Here is a 17555-nt window from a genome sequence, read left to right as displayed (position 1 = left end):
TTTTTTTAAATAAACAATTAAACAAAAAATAAAAGCACACATTATTGTGTGCTTTTATTTTTTCGATGGTGGATCTTGTGGTGCAAACCATGTTGGATGTTTTTTGTGTATTCTTTCGGTGATAAAACTATAAATGAGGTATAAGAACATCAATATAACTCCACCAACTGCGGAAATAATGGCGTAAGTCCAAAACTCATGCCAATTATGTGCAGTGAATCCATTAGATAATAAGTCGGAAATCATCCCAATTACTGCACCAACCACTGTCACAACAATGATTAAGAAAAGCCATTCCTTTACGGTTTCTAACTTTGTTTTTGCCGTTTTCATCGTATATTCTCCCTTCGAAAATTGTCCAAATTTGGGTTTATTTTTTTAGAAAAAATTATTCGGCGTAATAAATTTATAGAACTATAATTAATTAATAACTGAATATATATCGAATAGTAAAGATCAGTAATCAAGGAGTGAACGCGATGAAAAAAACATCATTTATATTTATCTTGATATTCCTTTCACCGTTAATGGAACTTGTCCGATATCCAATCATTTATTCAACAAACGAACCATTATTCCATGCTGTTATTGAGGTATTATTTACCTTTATCATCTTAATGTCGGTTATTCTTTATCTCTACCATAAAATACTCAATAAAAAAATAATTGATGCTTTCCATAATAATCATTTTAATTTCCGGTTGGTAGTAATCGGAATCGAACTACTTCTCCTAGAGGTTTCATTCGTCCTCCTAACTGTCAATCCACACGAAAATTTTCAGACCAATCTATTAAATCTAATTGGATATACTAATCCAAAATTACAATTACTGTGTATTATTGCCAGTCTAACATTATCACCAATCGTTGTTGAACTATTCTTCCGAGATTTAATTCAGTCTTACTTAAAGAAAAATTTTAACACAAAATACGCTATCCTATTATCATCATTTATTTATGGAATCTCCCATTCATTATTTAGCATCATTTCGTTAGCGTATTACATATTAGCTGGAGTTTTGTTAGGTAAATCTAGAGAGGAATCAAACGGGATTATAGCACCAATTGTACTCCACTGTTCATGGGATATTTTAATACTGTTGATGCTATGGATATATTAAAAAGCATACGATAAATCGTATGCTTTTCTATTTGATATTGATCCAAATGATTGTAGCTAATAACAAAATATCAACGATTGTCATTACGACGTTAAACCATTTAGTTCTATTTTTAAAATCAACGATTAGCATATTTCTTAATCCAACTGGGATAGAAAGCATTGCCAATCCAGCAATAAAGATTACTAAACTGTGAACGCTAAATAACAATATTAAAACGTATAGCAAAAAAATGGTCCAAACAGTATTACTGTATTTTTTCATTATCATCACTCCGGTGAAACGTAAAACTATGTAGAGTAGTTTATGATAAAAAATCAATTCTAACTTAAAAACTACTTATTAAGTTTATATATCTATTAATGATTTAAGTCAATAAAAATAAAAAAAGAACTGCCAAAAACTTGGTAGCTCTTTTTGATAAATATTATAGGTCGTAACCAATCATGATGTTCTTAAAAGCATTTAAGCAACCTTTATCAATGCGTTGGTTTAAGAATCTTTCGTTAGTAATATTGGCGTTATCGAAGTATGAAGAAGACATATTCACTTCAGGACATAGTTCGATGAACTTCTTAATCATGTTATCGTCAAATGAGTGTGGTTGGACGTCAATGCTTAAACCAAATTCTTGGTGATAGAAGCACATTACCATTTGCTTTAGTAATACCGTCATAGCACGATTTGGAACGGTTGTGATGTCAGATTCAACTTTTAGGACATCATAGTAACGATCAAATAATTGGTATTGAGCGTTGTATCCTTGAACAACATTGATTCTGGCAACCCTGATGTTTTCCATTGAGTAACCTGAATCTAGCATGTCTTGTTCACGTTTTGATAATTCATCGCTCTTAATGTATTTGATTGGATCAGTTCTTAGAATCATTTCCATGTTAGGAATATCATCCTTAGAAGATGTGACTGGTTTGTAAACCATACTATTAAATTGGAATGATGCTTCTTTTGACATTGAGGCATCAATTGTTTGTGCGTTGTTATAACGTGCCTGTTCTACTTCTCCGTGGTTCTTAATTACTACGTACACAATTACCGCTAAAGCAATGATAATCCCGATAGTAATCGCTAATATTGGATTAGATACCACACATAAAAGTAAAAATATTAGAACTAACGCTCCAGAACAACCTAATCTCATCTACTAACACTCCAATCATCCTTAAAAAATCATTATAATTCTATTATAATATTTTTTCACTTTATATTACAGAAAAAATACACAAAAAAAGAGCCATATCGGCTCTTTTTTTGAATTAGTTAATTGAAATTGAGTGCTTGGATTGCTTTTCTGCAGATTTAGGCACCATGATATCCAAGATACCACCGTCATACTTAGCACCAATCTTACCAGTGTCTGCATCAGGTAAGTAGAATGAACGACTAACATCGCTAGATGTTCTTTCGCTTCTAATCAACTTACCGTCTTCGTCTTTTTGTTCCTTATTCAAATCGTGAATAGCATGGATTGTTAAGGTATCATTTTCGTAATTAATGTTGATATCTTCCTTCTTAAATCCTGGTAATTCAGCTTTCACTTCGAATTCGTCATCATTTTCGATAACATCTGTCTTCATCTTTGAGGAGTTAGCCATGTTTCTGCCTAATCCATCAAAGAAGTTGCTCATTGGATCCATAAAGTCGTTGAATACATTGTTTCTTAGTTCGTTTGCCATAAGATATCCCTCCAACTATTTGAGTTAATTAGTTAATGTTGATTTTGTGTGCTTCTTCATCCTTAACTTCTTGCTTTGGTAATGTAATCTTTAAAATACCTCCGTCATAGTCGGCAGATACATTATCAATATCGATATCAGGTAGGTAGAATGCACGAGCGATATTACTTGAAGTGCGTTCCTTTCTTAGTACCTTACCTTCCCTGTTGGTGTCTTCCTTACTCAAGTCATGTGTAGCATGAATACTTAGAGTATCGTTGTTGTAATCTAGATGAATTTCATCCTTCTTGAAACCAGGTAATTCAGAGCTTACTACGTAATTATCTTTGTTTTCAATAACGTCAGTCTTCATTTGATTACCAGCAACTGAATTGAAGAAATTCTTACCAAAGTCACCGAAGAAATCGTTCATTGGATCAAATACATTAAAGTCTCTGTTTCTTAATTCGTTAGCCATAATCAAAGCCCCTTTTCATTATTTTCAATATTTAGTTGGTAGTTATTTATTTCCTATCAACAATTCTTATATTAGTCAGTATTGGTCAAATAGTCAAGGAAAAAATAGCACTTAATTACATTGAGTGCTAAAAATACGCTACAAACGTTGATATAACGGCATTTATTTTTAATAAAAAATTTAAAAAAGATATAAAAAAAGACGATTCTTTTATCGAATCGTCTTTTTGATCAAAGTTTTTTACTTAAACATTGCACCGTAGGCCCAACCAATAAATTTACCTTGGTAGTAAGCTTTGTAGTAGTACTTCTTCCAGCCGTCTTTCTTAGCACGTTGGGTGATTTGTACTGGGGTGTATGCGTATCCGGTACCGTAGTTAGTAACATGAATATCAGCGAATCCACTGTTACCAACGTGATTGTAGAAGTTTACCTTTGGGTGCATTCTAACAATCTTAGTAGCGTGGTACTTGGAATAAGTAACGTTAGCTACTAATCCGTTGGTGTTAATCCAACCTAACACCTTACCATTTTTTAGAACTCGGTAGTAAGTACGACCATTTGAAGTATTCTTAGCTACCGAGTTAATAGTAACTCGCTTGGTTGCGTAAGAATTACTCCTGTGGACGGCCTTAGTGTTCTTCTTGTAACGGTTATCGCCAGGCACATGGTTGTAAATCTTTAGACCTGTACCACCAGCAATTGTCATTGATTTATTAACAGCAGTGTAATTAACATTATTAACTGCAGCCTTTTTCTTTGGCTTAGTAGTTGATGCTGTGTTATTAACATTGTTGTTTGAGTCATTTGAATTGTTATTAGTGTCGGCAGCTTGTTGATTAGCTTGGCTGGACGCATTCTTTTGCGCTGCACTTTGCTTCTTATTTACTTTTTTAGAAGATTGATCACTCTTTGGAGCTTTAATCTTTGGTACGGCAGTAGGATTAGTGGCATCAGCAACATCTCCAATAAACCAGTTAGCATCCTTGGATGTAAACATACTTGCATCTAGGTTTTTACCTAATGCATTTGAATGGAATTTATCAGTAAATTGCCATAGAACATGTTCTCTAGCAGGTTCATTGTTTTGGTATGCCGCTAACCAGTAACCGTCATAGTTAGCGACTGAACTGGCTGCATTTTGCACCATAAAATCAGCATAGGAATAAAATAAAATCTTCCGTTGACCAACCAATGGTCTCAATGCCTTCAACCATGCATCGGTTGATTCATTGGTTCCACCAGAAGTAACTGTTTGTGATTCATAGTCATTTACGTAAAATCTTGCTTTTGGTGCACGACTGTATAGCACTTTAGCTTCATAAGCGGCATCGCTAGGATTTTCGTATTGACTAAATGAGTATACCCCATATGGGATACCATATTTGTCCATTAGATCACGATTGTGTTCAAATGTCTTGTCGGCATAGGCACTACCGTATTGCACTCTTAAAATAACGAATGGTACTTCATTTTTTAATTGTTGTGCTTGGGTATCAGTAAGGCTACCTTGCCATTCTGACATGTCATAAACGGTGTTTGATGTGTTAGCGTTGCTTGCATCAGCCATTGCTGGTACAGAGGTGCTAGCAAGCATCAAACCAATTACGGCAACAATCGAGAACCATAATCCTTTTTTTCTCATATAAAGATATAAAGAAATTAAAAAATTAATTTATATCTTATACACCTCCTCTTATCGTTTTATCATTATTGCTTATTGTAACAGAGCCAGAGGGGGAAAAGAAAGCCAATTCCATATTAAATTTTAGAAAATCTTTGTAATATTTAATTTTTTATAAATTAATATTCACTGTAAAAATCGATCCAGTTGGGTGATTATCACGGACATGAATTCGACCATGGTGTTGGTCGACTATCCATTTAGCAATTGATAATCCCAAACCAGTTCCTCCAGTCTTGGAATTTCTCGACTTATCTGTACGGTAGAAACGTTCAAAAATACGCGCTTTGTCCTCGTCAGGAACACCGTTTCCAGTGTCTGAAACCACAATTTTTAGATTGCTGTGGTTCTTTACAATTTTGACGGAAACAGTGCCACCCTTTGGTGTATATTTCATCGCATTATCAATTAGGATAACCACCAATTGTTTAATCAAATCGGCATCAATATGGCCATTTCCATCGACATCGATGGTGTCGACAAACGACTTGTTTTGACTTGTGGCAATCTCGTTGAATGGTGACAAGACACCTTCAAAGAATGGATTCAATTCGACATCAGAACGTTGTGCTTGGACGATATTGGAATCAGAACGCGCTAGCGTCAATAGTCGTTGGGTTAAGACCTTTAGATGCTTAACCTCTTCTAGCGTTGTCGATACCGGTTGAATCTGCTCAACGACTTTGTCGTTTGGTTTAGTTAGCAAGAATTCCATTTGATTTTGAATAACTGTTAACGGCGTTCTCAATTCATGGGCGGCGTTGGAACTGAATTCCTTTTGTCTGTGCCATGAATTAATGATTGGTTTCATACTCGACTTAGATAGGTAGTAAGCGATTAAAATCGCAATTGCCCAGAAGAATATCAATGTCACAATCAATGCTTCAACGAAACTGTGCAAAGCAAGTAAATCAGCATCGATATTTTGCAAAATCAATACATAATTACCCGCATATTCGGGATTGGTATTGTCGTCAGACACCTTTAATAGAATCCCTCTAAACGTGGTCACATAGTTGTTAGACCACAAAGTAATTTCTTCAACTTGATTTAATTTTCTGTTCTTAACGGTCAACTTACTCAATAGCTTGTAATTTCTTTGACCAAGCATCCCTCTATTGGAGATAATTCCCTTTTTATTGAAGACAATCACGTTAGTCTGGAAGTCACTATTGTTGTAGTTGTTAAACGGATTAAAACCGCCGGGACGTTGATTAACACTCAACGGGCCTTCATTGGCGTAAGTGTTTCGCTCAATTCGTTCCTTTTGGCGGTTCAATCCAGCGTCGATGTTGGAGTAAATCGACTTTTGGAAGAAGAAGTAAACAATTAATCCTAAAATCGCAAATAAAATCGCAAAACCAATTAATTCCTTAATGAACAACTTAATTTGTTGTTTGTGTTCTAAAATGCGATCTCTCATTGATTGGATCCTTCTAGCATGTACCCAACATTTCTTAGTGTCTTGATTGGGTTTTCTCCAGAAATTTGTTTAATCTTCTTTCTTAAGTTACTCATGTATACCTCAACTACTGATAATGAAGTTTCAGAATCAAATCCCCATAGACGATCGAAGATTTGGTCCTTGGTAATAATAGTAGAAGGATTTTGCATGAAGTAGACCAATAGGTCGTATTCTTTTCCGTTTAATTTCAATTCTTGATGTTGGTATTCAACGTAGTGGCGACTCAAATCAACATTGAATTCGCCCACTGACAATGTGTTGTTGTTACCAAGACGACCTGTTCTCTTTAACAAGGCCTTTACACGAAGGATTAGTTCTTCACGATGGAATGGCTTAGTTAAGTAATCGTCGGCGCCTAATTCGAACCCATGCACCTTATCAGCCATGGTGTCCTTTGCGGTCAAAATTAAAACGGGCATGTCGATTTCGTCATCTACTCGCCAGTGTTTTAAGATATCGTATCCACTGACTTCCGGTAGCATTAAATCTAAAATTGCGATGTCATAGATGTTGTCTTGGCCCATCATTTGGCCTTCAAAGCCATCATTTACCACCGTTGTATTTCCGATTGGTGATAAGAATTGAGCCACACTGGCTGCTAAGTTTTCGTCGTCTTCGACGATTAAGATATTTAAACCATCCATGTTAATCATTCCTTTCGATTTCAATTAATTTTGTCATTTAAGTTAAGTTTATGATTGCTTTAAGATTAGTTTAATTTTCTTAAACTAGACTTAAATCATTCCAAAAAAGGAAGTGCCCAACCATGATAAATATTTTGCGGCAGTTTTTTAAATTCGGAATTGTTGGTCTTATCAATACTATTTTAACTTATCTTATCTATTCAATGTTGTATAAAGCAACTTCTCCTACTTTTGCAATGGCGATTGGATATGGTACTACATCGATTATTGGTCTAACCATTAATCAAAAGTGGGTATTTAAGGCCAACCATGACTGGATGATCGTCGTTAAATACTACCTTACTTACCTTTTAACATGGACCTTGAGTATCTTAGTAACAGAAGTGGCAAGTAACTATTTCCACGTTATTGAAAGCATTATCCCCCTAATCACGCTTCTAGTCACTACTCCTACTAACTTCCTATTAAGTAAGTATTGGGTATTTAGAAAAACAGAATTAAAGGAGGCATCTGCCAATGAATGAACCGACAGACAAGAAGCCTAACTTCTTCCAACGACATAAAGTCGACTGGGTGTTAGCCATTATTCTCCTAATTGCATTAGGCTTGTACGGTTACGGAACATGGAAGACTGGTTCTGCCAACGACTTCTATACTTCAGCCATCACTAGTATGACCCAGAGTTTTAAAAACTTCTGGTATGCCAGTTTTGATCCAGCCGGATACATCACTGTCGATAAACCACCTGTTGCCCTATGGTTCATGGCTATATCAGCTAAAATCCTAGGTGTTTCAAACTTCAGTGTGGTCCTACCATCAGTATTATTCGGTGTCGGATCCGTCTACCTAATGTATCGACTAGTAACTCCTTACTTTGGTCGATTCGCAGGTAGGATCGCAGCGTTAGTAATGACAATTACCCCCATTGTTGTTGCTGACTCTCGTACCAACAATATGGATGCTACTTTAATCTACTTCATATTGTTAGCAATCTGGATGCTACAAAAATCCATTAACAAGCACAACATGTACTGGTTAATCGGAAGTTTTGCTACCATTGGATTCGCGTTTAACATCAAAATGCTACAAGCTTTCATGATTATTCCAGCAATGCTTATCTTCTACTGGTTAGCATCAAACGATTCATGGAAGAAAAAGATTGGTAAGTTATCACTTGCCACAATTGCTTTAGTTGTATTCACCCTATCATGGCCACTATCAGTTGATATGACATCAGCTAATAACCGTCCATATGAAGGTGGATCACAACATAACTCAGTATTAGAACTAGCCTTTGGGTACAACGGTACTCAAAGATTACTAGGTCAAACTACTGGTACCGGTGGTGCCTTCAAGGGTATGGGTGGTAATTCTTCTAAGAATTCTAAGCAACCTACTGGAAGCACAAAAACCAACAACAACATGACCCCACCAAGTGGAAAGATGGGTAATTTCAATCCATCTAAAAACATGAAATCACGTGGTAACTTCCCTGGCGGAACCCATCGTGGTGGTATGAAGATGAACGGTAAAGGCGGCATGGGTGGTGCCGGTGGTGCATTTAACATCGGAAATGCTGGTCCACTTCGTCTATTCCAATCAGCTTTAGGACCACAAATTAGTTGGTTGCTACCATTCTCCATCATCGGTATGATTGCTGCATTCATCGGCTTCGCTGATCCTAAGCGTAAATGGTACCAACTTACTACTCGTCAAAAACACACTGTTTTATGGACAGGTTGGTTAGTTCCAGTCTACGGATTCTTCTCCGTAGCTAGTTTCTTCCATCCTTACTACACCATCATGTTAGCTCCCGCCATTGCAGCTCTTGCTGGACTTGGGTTAGCAGCTATGCTGGACTTGTTTAAACGATTCGGTCTAAACAATTGCAAGGCATACTTCCTACCACTAGCAATCGTTGTTACTGCCGGACTACAAGCATGGTATGTATCAAGCTACTACGCATGGTTAAGCGTCTTAATCCTAGTCGTAGCAGTTCTAGCAAGTATCTTATTACTTGTATTTAAAGCTAAACCTGCCGGAAAGGCTATCGTTATCGTAGGGCTACTATCAATTGCTGTAGCACCTAGTTTCTGGTCATTAACTCCAACTCTTGCTAAAGAATCTGCAGCCATTCCTACCGCTGGTCCCGATCTCTTAACCAGTGGTGTTAATAACTCAGGTGGAATTGGTAACGGAACAGTTAATACCAAATTGTTGAACTATTTAACTAAACACCAAGGCAATGCCAAGTACCTATTTGCAACCGCAGATTCTGGCACTGCTGCTCCATATATTATTAAAACCAAGAAAGCCGTCATGGCAATGGGTGGTTTCAATGGAACTGACCCTGCAATGACATTAAGCAAATTCAAGCAATTAGTAAAATCTGGACAAGTTAAATACTACCTAGATGAAGGTAAGTCTGGTTCTACTAACAGCACAATTGTTAACTGGATCAAGAAACATGCTAAGAAGGTCAGTGCTAGCGAATATGGTGGTTCATCCAGCACTACTTCTTCATCTAACTCAATGAACTTCACCATGAAGAATGGTGCATCCGCTAAGATGGCCAAACCAAGTGGTAAGCAATCAATGAATATGGGTGGTGGACCATCTAACATAAGCAACGGTACCTTATATGACCTTTCCAGCATTTATTAATCTGGAGGTGTCTCATGCCAAATAAAATTAATAAAATCTCCATTGTTCTCCCCGTTTACAATGAAGAAGCTGGCATCAAAAACACCATCGAAGTCCTAGAAAACTTCGTGGAATGCCAAATTGAAACTTACGAAATTATCTTTGTGGATGACGGCTCTGTCGATTCAAGCGTAGATATTATCCGTCACGCACAATCACAATACGAAAACATTAGATTGGTCGAATTTTCAAGAAACTTCGGTCACCAACTAGCAATTACCGCCGGTATTAGATATGCCAAAGGTGATGCGGTTGTCGTCATGGATGCGGACTTACAAGATCCCCCATCTGTAATCCCTAACATGATTAAAAAGTGGCAAGAAGGCTTTGACGTTGTCTATGGAAAACGCCTTATCCGTGAAGGCGAATCTTTCTTCAAACGCTTCTCTGCGAAAGCCTTCTACCGTGTGATGCATAAAGTCGCCAACGTTGATATCCCCCTTGATACTGGTGACTTTCGCCTAATGGATCGTAAAGTGGTTGATGCACTTTCCAAATTAAACGAACCTGATCCATTTGTTCGTGGCCTAGTTTCATGGGTTGGTTTTAAACAAACCGCCGTATCTTATGAACGACAAGAACGAAATGCGGGAGTCACAAAATACCCCCTAACTAAAATGATTAGACTAGCGTCTGATGGAATCACCTCATTCTCCGAAATCCCCCTCAAGATAGTAAATTATATCGGTTTCATCAGTATTATCGCTGGAGTCATTTATGGATTAATCACCGTCTTTACTGGTATCTCGACACTTACATTTGCAATCTCCCTAATGTGTGTCCTATCAGGAATGATCATGCTTGCGCTGGGCATAATCGGTGATTATCTATACCGCACTTTTGATGCTTCCAAACATCGTCCTCAATATGTCGTTTCTAACTCTTACGGATTCAATAACCATCCCGGAAACATCGCCACGATAAAGAAACATCATGGCTAAGAAAATCCCCTCGGCAATCTGCCGGGGGATTTTTTTGCGTTGATACAGAACAAATGTTCTTAAAATCATAGAGAAACCGCGTCAAATCTGATAAAATAAGGTTATTATCAAATCATAAAAAGGAAGTTTAGACGTGAAACCCAGTCACTTCATTCGTCGATTTATATGTATCCTAATCACATTGAAAATTATCGACATCGTGGTATCCATGATTCACCTATCAAAGGTTTACGATCAACTGACAGCACTGTGCATCAACTTTACCCTGCTAGTCATTGGATACTGTATCCTACCAAAATCAGACAAACACTTTATTAAAACCATTAAAAACAACATTAGTCGTCATCAAACATATACGTTTAAAAAGACGCCCGTCATTTCTAATCAAATGACGTATCAAAATCGAGCCATCGATATCTCTAAACAGCAATATCAAGCACAAGCGACGCCCTATCTAAACGAACTATCTCTGTTGAAGCGTCAATTAGACGAGATGAACGAGCGCATTGAATCACAAAAGGCCTACCGTAATCAGTTAAGCAAACAAATCAATGAACTCAACATCAAGTATCAACAGCTAAAAGAGTTAACCACTCAACACGATAGCCTAGTAGAAGACATCAAGCGTCTCCAAGCCCAAAAGGATCAACTAGCAGACGCCCACGTAACAGACGAGTATCAATCATTTATGGATTATCAGTCCAAACAAAAGCTGGCAACGATTGATAACTTCGACGGTTATCAGTTTGAAACCTTTACCTGTGACTTGCTCAAGGCACTTGGTTTCTCAGACATCAAACGCACTCAGGGAAGCAGCGACTTCGGTGTCGACGTTTACGCCAAAAATGGCGACACTAGTTATGTATTTCAATGCAAACTATACGCCAGTCCCGTCGGCATCAAGGCGGTCCAAGAGGCCAACTCAGGGCGTAGTTTCTACAATTGTAAGAAGGCCGTGGTCATTACCAACAGCTACTTCACACCTCACGCCATCTCAGCGAGCGAAAAGTTAGACATAGATTTATGGAACCGCGATAAGCTAGCTAGTTTAATTGCTGAAGCAAATGTGTAAAACTATATATGTAGAATAAATGTTAAATTTTTGCCAAAAGTTTCATTTTTTTAAATCTTTTTTAGTGAAAATAGGTTATTATATTCATTAAATTACTTAAAAAAAATAAACATAAAAGGTATAATGTAGACATTATATAAATTTTATTAAGAAACGGGGAATGTTCTGTTGGATAGTGGTGCGATATTCTTTCAAATCGTTATTGTATTAATCGCTTTCTTCTTCGCCGCTTACTTTGTTGCCTGTGAATTTGCCTTAGTGCAAACCAGATACAGTATGTTGGAAGAAGAAGAAGAAAATAAGGGTAAGTCAAAGAAGCTTGCTCGTGAAATGCACATGATCACTAACCTAAATGACTATTTATCAACCACCCAAGTGGGTGTATCCGTCTGTGGTATCATCATGGGTTGGGTTGGTGAAAGTCTTATCGTTGACGCCATCTTTGATTTACTTGAATTAAAATCTGGATGGGTCACTGCTGGTACCGCTCACGCCATCGGTGGTGTAATTGGTATCTTGATTCTTACCTATTTAGAAGTGGTATTTACTGAAGTTGTTCCTAAGAACATCAGTATCGCCATGCCTAGAAGGATTCTAGGTTACGTGGCTACTCCACTCCATTACTTCCACACAATTTTCTATCCTGGTGTTTGGGCTATCAACGTCAGTGCTGCTGGTGTTGTTAAGTTAATGGGGCTTAAGATGACAGACGAAAGTGATGAATCAATGTCACAAGCTGAAATCCTAAGCATCTCAAAAGAAGCCGTTGAAAATGGTGATCTTGAAAAGTACGACTACCTATACATGCAACGTGCCTTTGACTTTAACGATAAAGTTGCCAAGGACATCATGATTGATAGAACTCAATTGACTGTCATGGACATCAATACTCTAGTAGACGATGCCATCACAGTATACCTACAATCAAAATTCAGTCGTATTCCAGTTGTTATCGATAACAACAAAGATAACATTCTAGGTTACGTTTACTGTTACGACCTTGTTCGTCAATCAAGAGTGAACTCAAACATACCAGTTGAACGTCTAATTCGTGATATTGGAACTGTTCCTGAAACAATGAAGATTACTGAAGTGCTTCAAAAGATGATTACTATGAGAACTCCTATTGTTGTCGTAGTTGATGAATATGGTGGTACTTCAGGTATTATTACTGATAAAGATATTTATGAAGAACTATTCGGTACTGTTCGAGACGAAATCGATCCAGCAACCAACGAATACGTCTTCAAGCAACCTAAGGGAACTTACCAAGTAAGTGGTAAGATGACTACTTATGATTTTGAACGTTACTTCAAGACTGAAATCAAAGACTTCAGCAAATCAGATAGCGTTACCCTTTCCGGTTACTTTATCGACAATAACCCAGGTATTCAAATCAAACCTGGTACCGAATTCAAGGTAGATACTTTCACATTTAAGGTATTACACTTTGAAAACTCATTTATCGATTTATTCGAAGTAGACGATTTACGTGATAACCACGAGGCTATGGCCGAAAAATCTGCTGAAGAACAAAAAGATGAAGAAAGTAAAGACTAATATATAATTTTTAAATCTGTTAGAATATATTTCTAACAGATTTTTTATTTTGCCTTGAAAGGAAGCTAAACATTGAAACCAATTAGAATCCTATATATTTCAGTGGCTGGTAACACGCGTAACTTTGTGACCAACTTACAAGAATATGCTAAAAAAGTACATAATGACGACGACAATAACCCATTGATTGAGTTAGAGGAAATTACCGATCAATCAGACTTTGCCGATGAAAATAGTAATTTCTTTGCGTTTGTCCCTACTTACTTAGATGGCGGCAACGGTATTGATAATGGCGTCAAAGAAATGATGACTAACACTTTAGGCGAATACATTGACTATAACAACAACGCTAAATACTGCATTGGGGTTATTGGTTCAGGAAACAAGAACTTCAATGAGCAATATTGTTTAACTGCCAAACGTTACGCTAAACAATTTAACGCCCCATTTGTGACCGACTTTGAACTTCGTGGAACCGATAGAGATGTAGTCAGAGTATATGGTGAATTAAAAAAATACGATGAAAATGAATTCTAAAAAAGACCAGGAATATATCCTGGTCTTTTTAATTATTTTGCCTCAATTTACTTAAACAAAGACACATTTATATTATATGTCTTTGTTTAAATATTGTTCATATAGTTTATTTTCCTTACTTTCCAAGTCAAATGCAGTTATAGTATCTAATCTGATTAAATTATTTTTTTCCTGCACTTCACCTCCAAAAGTTTTTTGATATCTTCTTTCGTCTAAAACTATATAGTTATTATCATATGCAATTACATTTCCTTTATGGAATTCTTCATCGATATTTATGCAAAGTGATACAACTTTTCCGTGACTCAAGAAATTTTGGATAATATCGTCTATCTTCATATTCCATATACTTTTCATTTCTTCCTTTAAATTAAAAGGATCGTATATATTATTCTTAATATTATTATTGACATAATTCGTAAATACTTTTGTATAATTAGTATTTGCAGATATTTTAGATATATCGCTTTTTAGTAATAATGTATATGAATCTAAGAGTCCAGAATCATCCAATGTTTCAACCAATATATAATTATTTTTATCTGACACAATGATTCCCAGAATAAAATCCTCAAACTCAAAGTTATCTCTAGATTTGGAATATATCTCTAAAATATCATTATTATAAATATGCCTTTTTAGATTGCTATCATTCAAATAAATTAGACTCCTTAATTCTTATATTACGAGCATTGTATAAAACATAATTCCTTTTTTATTTTTCCGTTTTCCGACTAATAATCATCACCAATAATAATGCAACTAACATTAACACAGTAACAAAGATGAACAATGGATTGTAGCCAAAACCTTCAACAAACAATCCGGCAAATAGCGGACTAATTGCACGTCCAGCTGACATCAACGCATTGAACATCCCTTGATACTTACCTTTTTCTGACTTGGTGGATAGTTGATCAATCCAAGCTGGCACATCAGGTAGTCCCAGCATTTCACCAAATGTTAGGAAAATCATGATGGCTAAAAAGACTGGGAAAGTCTTTGCGTAAACTAAGAAGTAAAACGAAATTGCGAAGATAAATACTCCCAAGAAAACTTGATGATTCAAATGAATTTTTAGTCGCTTACTTACGTAATTTAATATAGGTTGTCCAAATACAATCATTAGACCGTTAACTGTCCAAAGCATTGAATATGCTTCAAATGGAATACCCATTCTCACCATGTGAACAGACATAACGCTTTCCCACAACGTATAACTCAAGTAAACGGTAAATACCATAATACAAATAGGATAAATTAATCTAACGTTAGACTTAATAATCCCCTCTTTTTCTTCCTTGATTTCTTCTTTTGAAATACTGTTATCGTAGTCTGAAAAGTCGATGTTGAAGTATACAAAAGTAAGCAACCATAGCAAGATGTAAAATACCGCTGCGGTCATAAAGACAATGGCGACACCGTATTTTAGTAGGTATCCAACCATCGCAGTTCCGATTACCACTCCGATGTTTAATCCAACATATAGGATGTTGAATACCGTTCTGGTGTCTTTACTCTTAACGTTGGTAGCATATGAGTTTAGAAGCGTTAGGTTAATCCCGTCTCCAAACCCTAAAACTACCATTAGAATCGCAAAGGTAGGCCATCCATGAAAGAAAATTAATGCTAAGATGGCTTCCGTTGAAATCGTAATTCCAATCAATGCCGCTTTATAAGCTGACCAATGATCAAATAAATACCCCCCGATATAATTACCGATAATGGTAAAACCGGAAATAAATAACAACGATACCCCCGAGACCAGTAATGACTTATGCAAATAATCATCTATATACATCGTTACTAACGGCCACATAAACGCAGCTCCAGAATTTAACAACAATGAATAGAAAAATACTAAACGAAGCCCTAATTCTGTTCTTTTCTTCATGAATCCTCCCCCTTATTTGAATGTTCTAACAACGATTATAATTCATTTGAGAGCATAATATCCATTAAGAGATGTTTAAATTATTAAATTTTAGTAAAGCGTTTACATTTCTTTTGTGCTATGGGATTAAAAACACTTTTTTAATTCATCATGGTGTTATATAATAACCATGTATTATTAACTGAAAATGAAAAATCTTTTCATTTGATTCGTTAAAATTTTTCTATAAGGAGTGACGGTAATTGGCAACAGCAACTCGTGCCTTGTTCATGCTTTTTGGTGCAACAGGTGACCTAGCTAAACGTAAATTATATCCATCTATTTTTAACCTATACAAAAAAGGTTATGTAGATAATGATCACTTTGCATTAATCGGTACTGGTCGTCGTGAATGGAGCGATGAAAAGTTCCGCGAAGTAATCTTGGACTCTGTAAGTGCCAACGCTGACAGCGAAGAACAAGCAAAAGATTTCGCTAGTCATTTTTACTACATGTCACACGACGTAACTAATCCAGAACATTACGACGCATTAAGTGACTACGCAAACAAGTTAGACCAACAATATGATATTGAAGGAAATCGTATCTTCTACATTTCCATGGCACCTAACTTCTTTGGAACTGTAGCTAAAAACTTAAAAGCCCACAACTGTTTATCAGACAATGGCGGTTTCAACCGTTTAATTATTGAAAAACCATTCGGACGTGACTACGATTCAGCTGAAGAATTAAACAATGCTTTAGCTAAATCATTTAATGAAAATCAAGTCTACAGAATTGATCACTACTTGGGTAAAGAAATGGTACAAAACATTATTGCACTACGTTTTGGTAACCCACTAGTTGAAGGTATTTGGAACAACAAATACATTGATAACATTCAAGTAACCCTTGCTGAAAAGCTGGGTGTTGAAGAACGTGCCGGATACTATGATGGTTCAGGTGCCCTACGTGATATGGTACAAAACCACACTATGCAAATGCTTACTATTCTTGCAATGGAAGACCCTATTTCATTCAAGGACGTAGACATCCGCAGAGAAAAGATTCGTGCATTAAGAAGTATGCATGTTTACACTGAAGACGAAGCTCGTCAAAACTTCGTTCGTGGACAATATGGTACAAACGGTGACCAAAGAGATTACCGTCACGAAGACAACGTTCCTAACGATTCAATTACCGAAACTTACGTTGCCGGTAAAGTATTGTTCGAAAACAAACGTTGGAAGAACGTTCCTTTCTACATCAGAACTGGTAAGATGCTAACTGACAAGTTTACTAGAATCGATGTTGTATTCAAGAAACCGCTAGTAGATATCTTTGCATCTGCTAAGGGAACTGAAAGCGAATTAAACAACAACGTGCTTACTTTATTCGTAGACCCTGTTAACAAGATCATCCTACGTTTAAACGGAAAGCAAGCTGGTCAAGGTATGGAAATGCAACCACTAGACTTAACTCACACTCAAAGTGATGAAGAAAAGGCTGCTACTCCAGAACCATACGAACGTTTAATCCACGATGCTATCTTAGGTAACGCTACTAACTTTGCCAGTTGGGACGAAGTAAGTCGTGCTTGGGAATTCGCCGATGTTATCAGACATGTTTGGGATACTGACAAACCAGACTTCCCTAACTACACACCAGGTTCAATGGGACCTGATGCTGCCGACGAATTACTAGCTCGTGATGGCAGAGCTTGGGTTTTTAACTCAAAAAAATAATTTATATGACATTTAATCATTAAAATGTTAAAATCTAAGTGTATATTTATACACAATTTT

Annotated in this window: 18 protein-coding genes; 8 read left to right on the top strand and 10 right to left on the bottom strand. The window is 36.5% G+C overall.

Features of this window, described 5'->3' with window-relative positions:
• Positions 1–54: 54 nt before the first annotated feature.
• Entirely contained in the window at positions 55–333 is a 279-nt protein-coding gene (locus tag RZ79_RS00540) for a hypothetical protein (RefSeq protein WP_054449552.1), read from the bottom strand.
• A gap of 146 nt (positions 334–479) precedes the next feature.
• On the opposite strand from RZ79_RS00540, the gene RZ79_RS00535 reads away from it, so the two are divergent.
• A complete protein-coding gene (locus RZ79_RS00535; protein WP_054449551.1) occupies positions 480–1121 on the top strand; it encodes a CPBP family intramembrane glutamic endopeptidase in 642 nt (213 codons plus the stop codon).
• A 27-nt stretch (positions 1122–1148) separates the two neighbouring features.
• On the opposite strand, the gene RZ79_RS00530 is transcribed toward RZ79_RS00535, so the two are convergent.
• The 7 genes from RZ79_RS00530 to RZ79_RS00500 form a co-directional block, all read right to left on the bottom strand.
• Positions 1149–1385: a hypothetical protein gene (locus tag RZ79_RS00530; protein ID WP_054449550.1), complete on the bottom strand. Its 237-nt coding sequence runs from the start codon at positions 1383–1385 to the stop codon at positions 1149–1151.
• 163 nt (positions 1386–1548) lie between these two features.
• Positions 1549–2280: a hypothetical protein gene (locus RZ79_RS00525; RefSeq protein WP_054449549.1), complete on the bottom strand. Its 732-nt coding sequence runs from the start codon at positions 2278–2280 to the stop codon at positions 1549–1551.
• Between the two features lie 115 nt (positions 2281–2395).
• Positions 2396–2815 carry an Hsp20/alpha crystallin family protein gene (locus tag RZ79_RS00520; protein WP_053794992.1) on the bottom strand — a complete coding sequence of 140 codons (420 nt, stop codon included), beginning with the start codon at positions 2813–2815 and terminating at the stop codon, positions 2396–2398.
• A gap of 28 nt (positions 2816–2843) precedes the next feature.
• A complete protein-coding gene (locus tag RZ79_RS00515; protein ID WP_054449548.1) occupies positions 2844–3272 on the bottom strand; it encodes an Hsp20/alpha crystallin family protein in 429 nt (142 codons plus the stop codon).
• Positions 3273–3512: 240 nt separating this feature from the next.
• Positions 3513–4916 (bottom strand): GH25 family lysozyme, encoded by a 1404-nt coding sequence (locus RZ79_RS07210; protein ID WP_054449547.1) that lies wholly within the window; start codon positions 4914–4916, stop codon positions 3513–3515.
• 151 nt (positions 4917–5067) lie between these two features.
• Positions 5068–6378 (bottom strand): sensor histidine kinase, encoded by a 1311-nt coding sequence (locus RZ79_RS00505; protein WP_054449546.1) that lies wholly within the window; start codon positions 6376–6378, stop codon positions 5068–5070.
• Positions 6375–7064: a response regulator transcription factor gene (locus RZ79_RS00500; RefSeq protein ID WP_054449545.1), complete on the bottom strand. Its 690-nt coding sequence runs from the start codon at positions 7062–7064 to the stop codon at positions 6375–6377. The genes RZ79_RS00505 and RZ79_RS00500 overlap by 4 nt, the downstream gene beginning before the upstream one ends.
• A 122-nt stretch (positions 7065–7186) precedes the next feature.
• Between RZ79_RS00500 and RZ79_RS00495 the strand changes: the two genes are divergently transcribed.
• The 6 genes from RZ79_RS00495 to nrdI all read left to right on the top strand — a co-directional run bounded on the left by RZ79_RS00495 (position 7187) and on the right by nrdI (position 13877).
• Entirely contained in the window at positions 7187–7588 is a 402-nt protein-coding gene (locus RZ79_RS00495) for a GtrA family protein (protein ID WP_041152480.1), read from the top strand.
• Positions 7581–9728: an ArnT family glycosyltransferase gene (locus tag RZ79_RS00490; RefSeq protein ID WP_054449544.1), complete on the top strand. Its 2148-nt coding sequence runs from the start codon at positions 7581–7583 to the stop codon at positions 9726–9728. The genes RZ79_RS00495 and RZ79_RS00490 overlap by 8 nt, the downstream gene beginning before the upstream one ends.
• Before the next feature lie 14 nt (positions 9729–9742).
• A complete protein-coding gene (locus RZ79_RS00485; protein ID WP_054449543.1) occupies positions 9743–10708 on the top strand; it encodes a glycosyltransferase family 2 protein in 966 nt (321 codons plus the stop codon).
• A 133-nt stretch (positions 10709–10841) separates the two neighbouring features.
• Positions 10842–11780: a restriction endonuclease gene (locus RZ79_RS00480; RefSeq protein WP_054449542.1), complete on the top strand. Its 939-nt coding sequence runs from the start codon at positions 10842–10844 to the stop codon at positions 11778–11780.
• A gap of 168 nt (positions 11781–11948) precedes the next feature.
• Positions 11949–13340, top strand: a complete 1392-nt coding sequence (locus tag RZ79_RS00475) for a hemolysin family protein (protein ID WP_054449541.1) — start codon at positions 11949–11951, stop codon at positions 13338–13340.
• A gap of 72 nt (positions 13341–13412) precedes the next feature.
• Complete coding sequence (gene nrdI / locus RZ79_RS00470; RefSeq protein WP_054449540.1) at positions 13413–13877, top strand: class Ib ribonucleoside-diphosphate reductase assembly flavoprotein NrdI; 465 nt, start codon at positions 13413–13415, stop codon at positions 13875–13877.
• Positions 13878–13949: 72 nt separating this feature from the next.
• Here nrdI and RZ79_RS00465 read toward each other — a convergent pair whose 3' ends face one another.
• A complete protein-coding gene (locus RZ79_RS00465; protein WP_054449539.1) occupies positions 13950–14534 on the bottom strand; it encodes a hypothetical protein in 585 nt (194 codons plus the stop codon).
• A 58-nt stretch (positions 14535–14592) separates the two neighbouring features.
• Positions 14593–15771 (bottom strand): MFS transporter, encoded by a 1179-nt coding sequence (locus RZ79_RS00460; RefSeq protein ID WP_054449538.1) that lies wholly within the window; start codon positions 15769–15771, stop codon positions 14593–14595.
• A 242-nt stretch (positions 15772–16013) separates the two neighbouring features.
• Between RZ79_RS00460 and zwf the strand changes: the two genes are divergently transcribed.
• Positions 16014–17495 (top strand): glucose-6-phosphate dehydrogenase, encoded by a 1482-nt coding sequence (zwf, locus tag RZ79_RS00455; RefSeq protein ID WP_054449537.1) that lies wholly within the window; start codon positions 16014–16016, stop codon positions 17493–17495.
• Positions 17496–17555 lie beyond the last annotated feature (60 nt).

This window comes from Apilactobacillus kunkeei DSM 12361 = ATCC 700308, from assembly GCF_001281265.1.
Lineage (GTDB): Bacteria > Bacillota > Bacilli > Lactobacillales > Lactobacillaceae > Apilactobacillus > Apilactobacillus kunkeei.
This window is presented reverse-complemented; position numbering and strand designations above follow the sequence as displayed.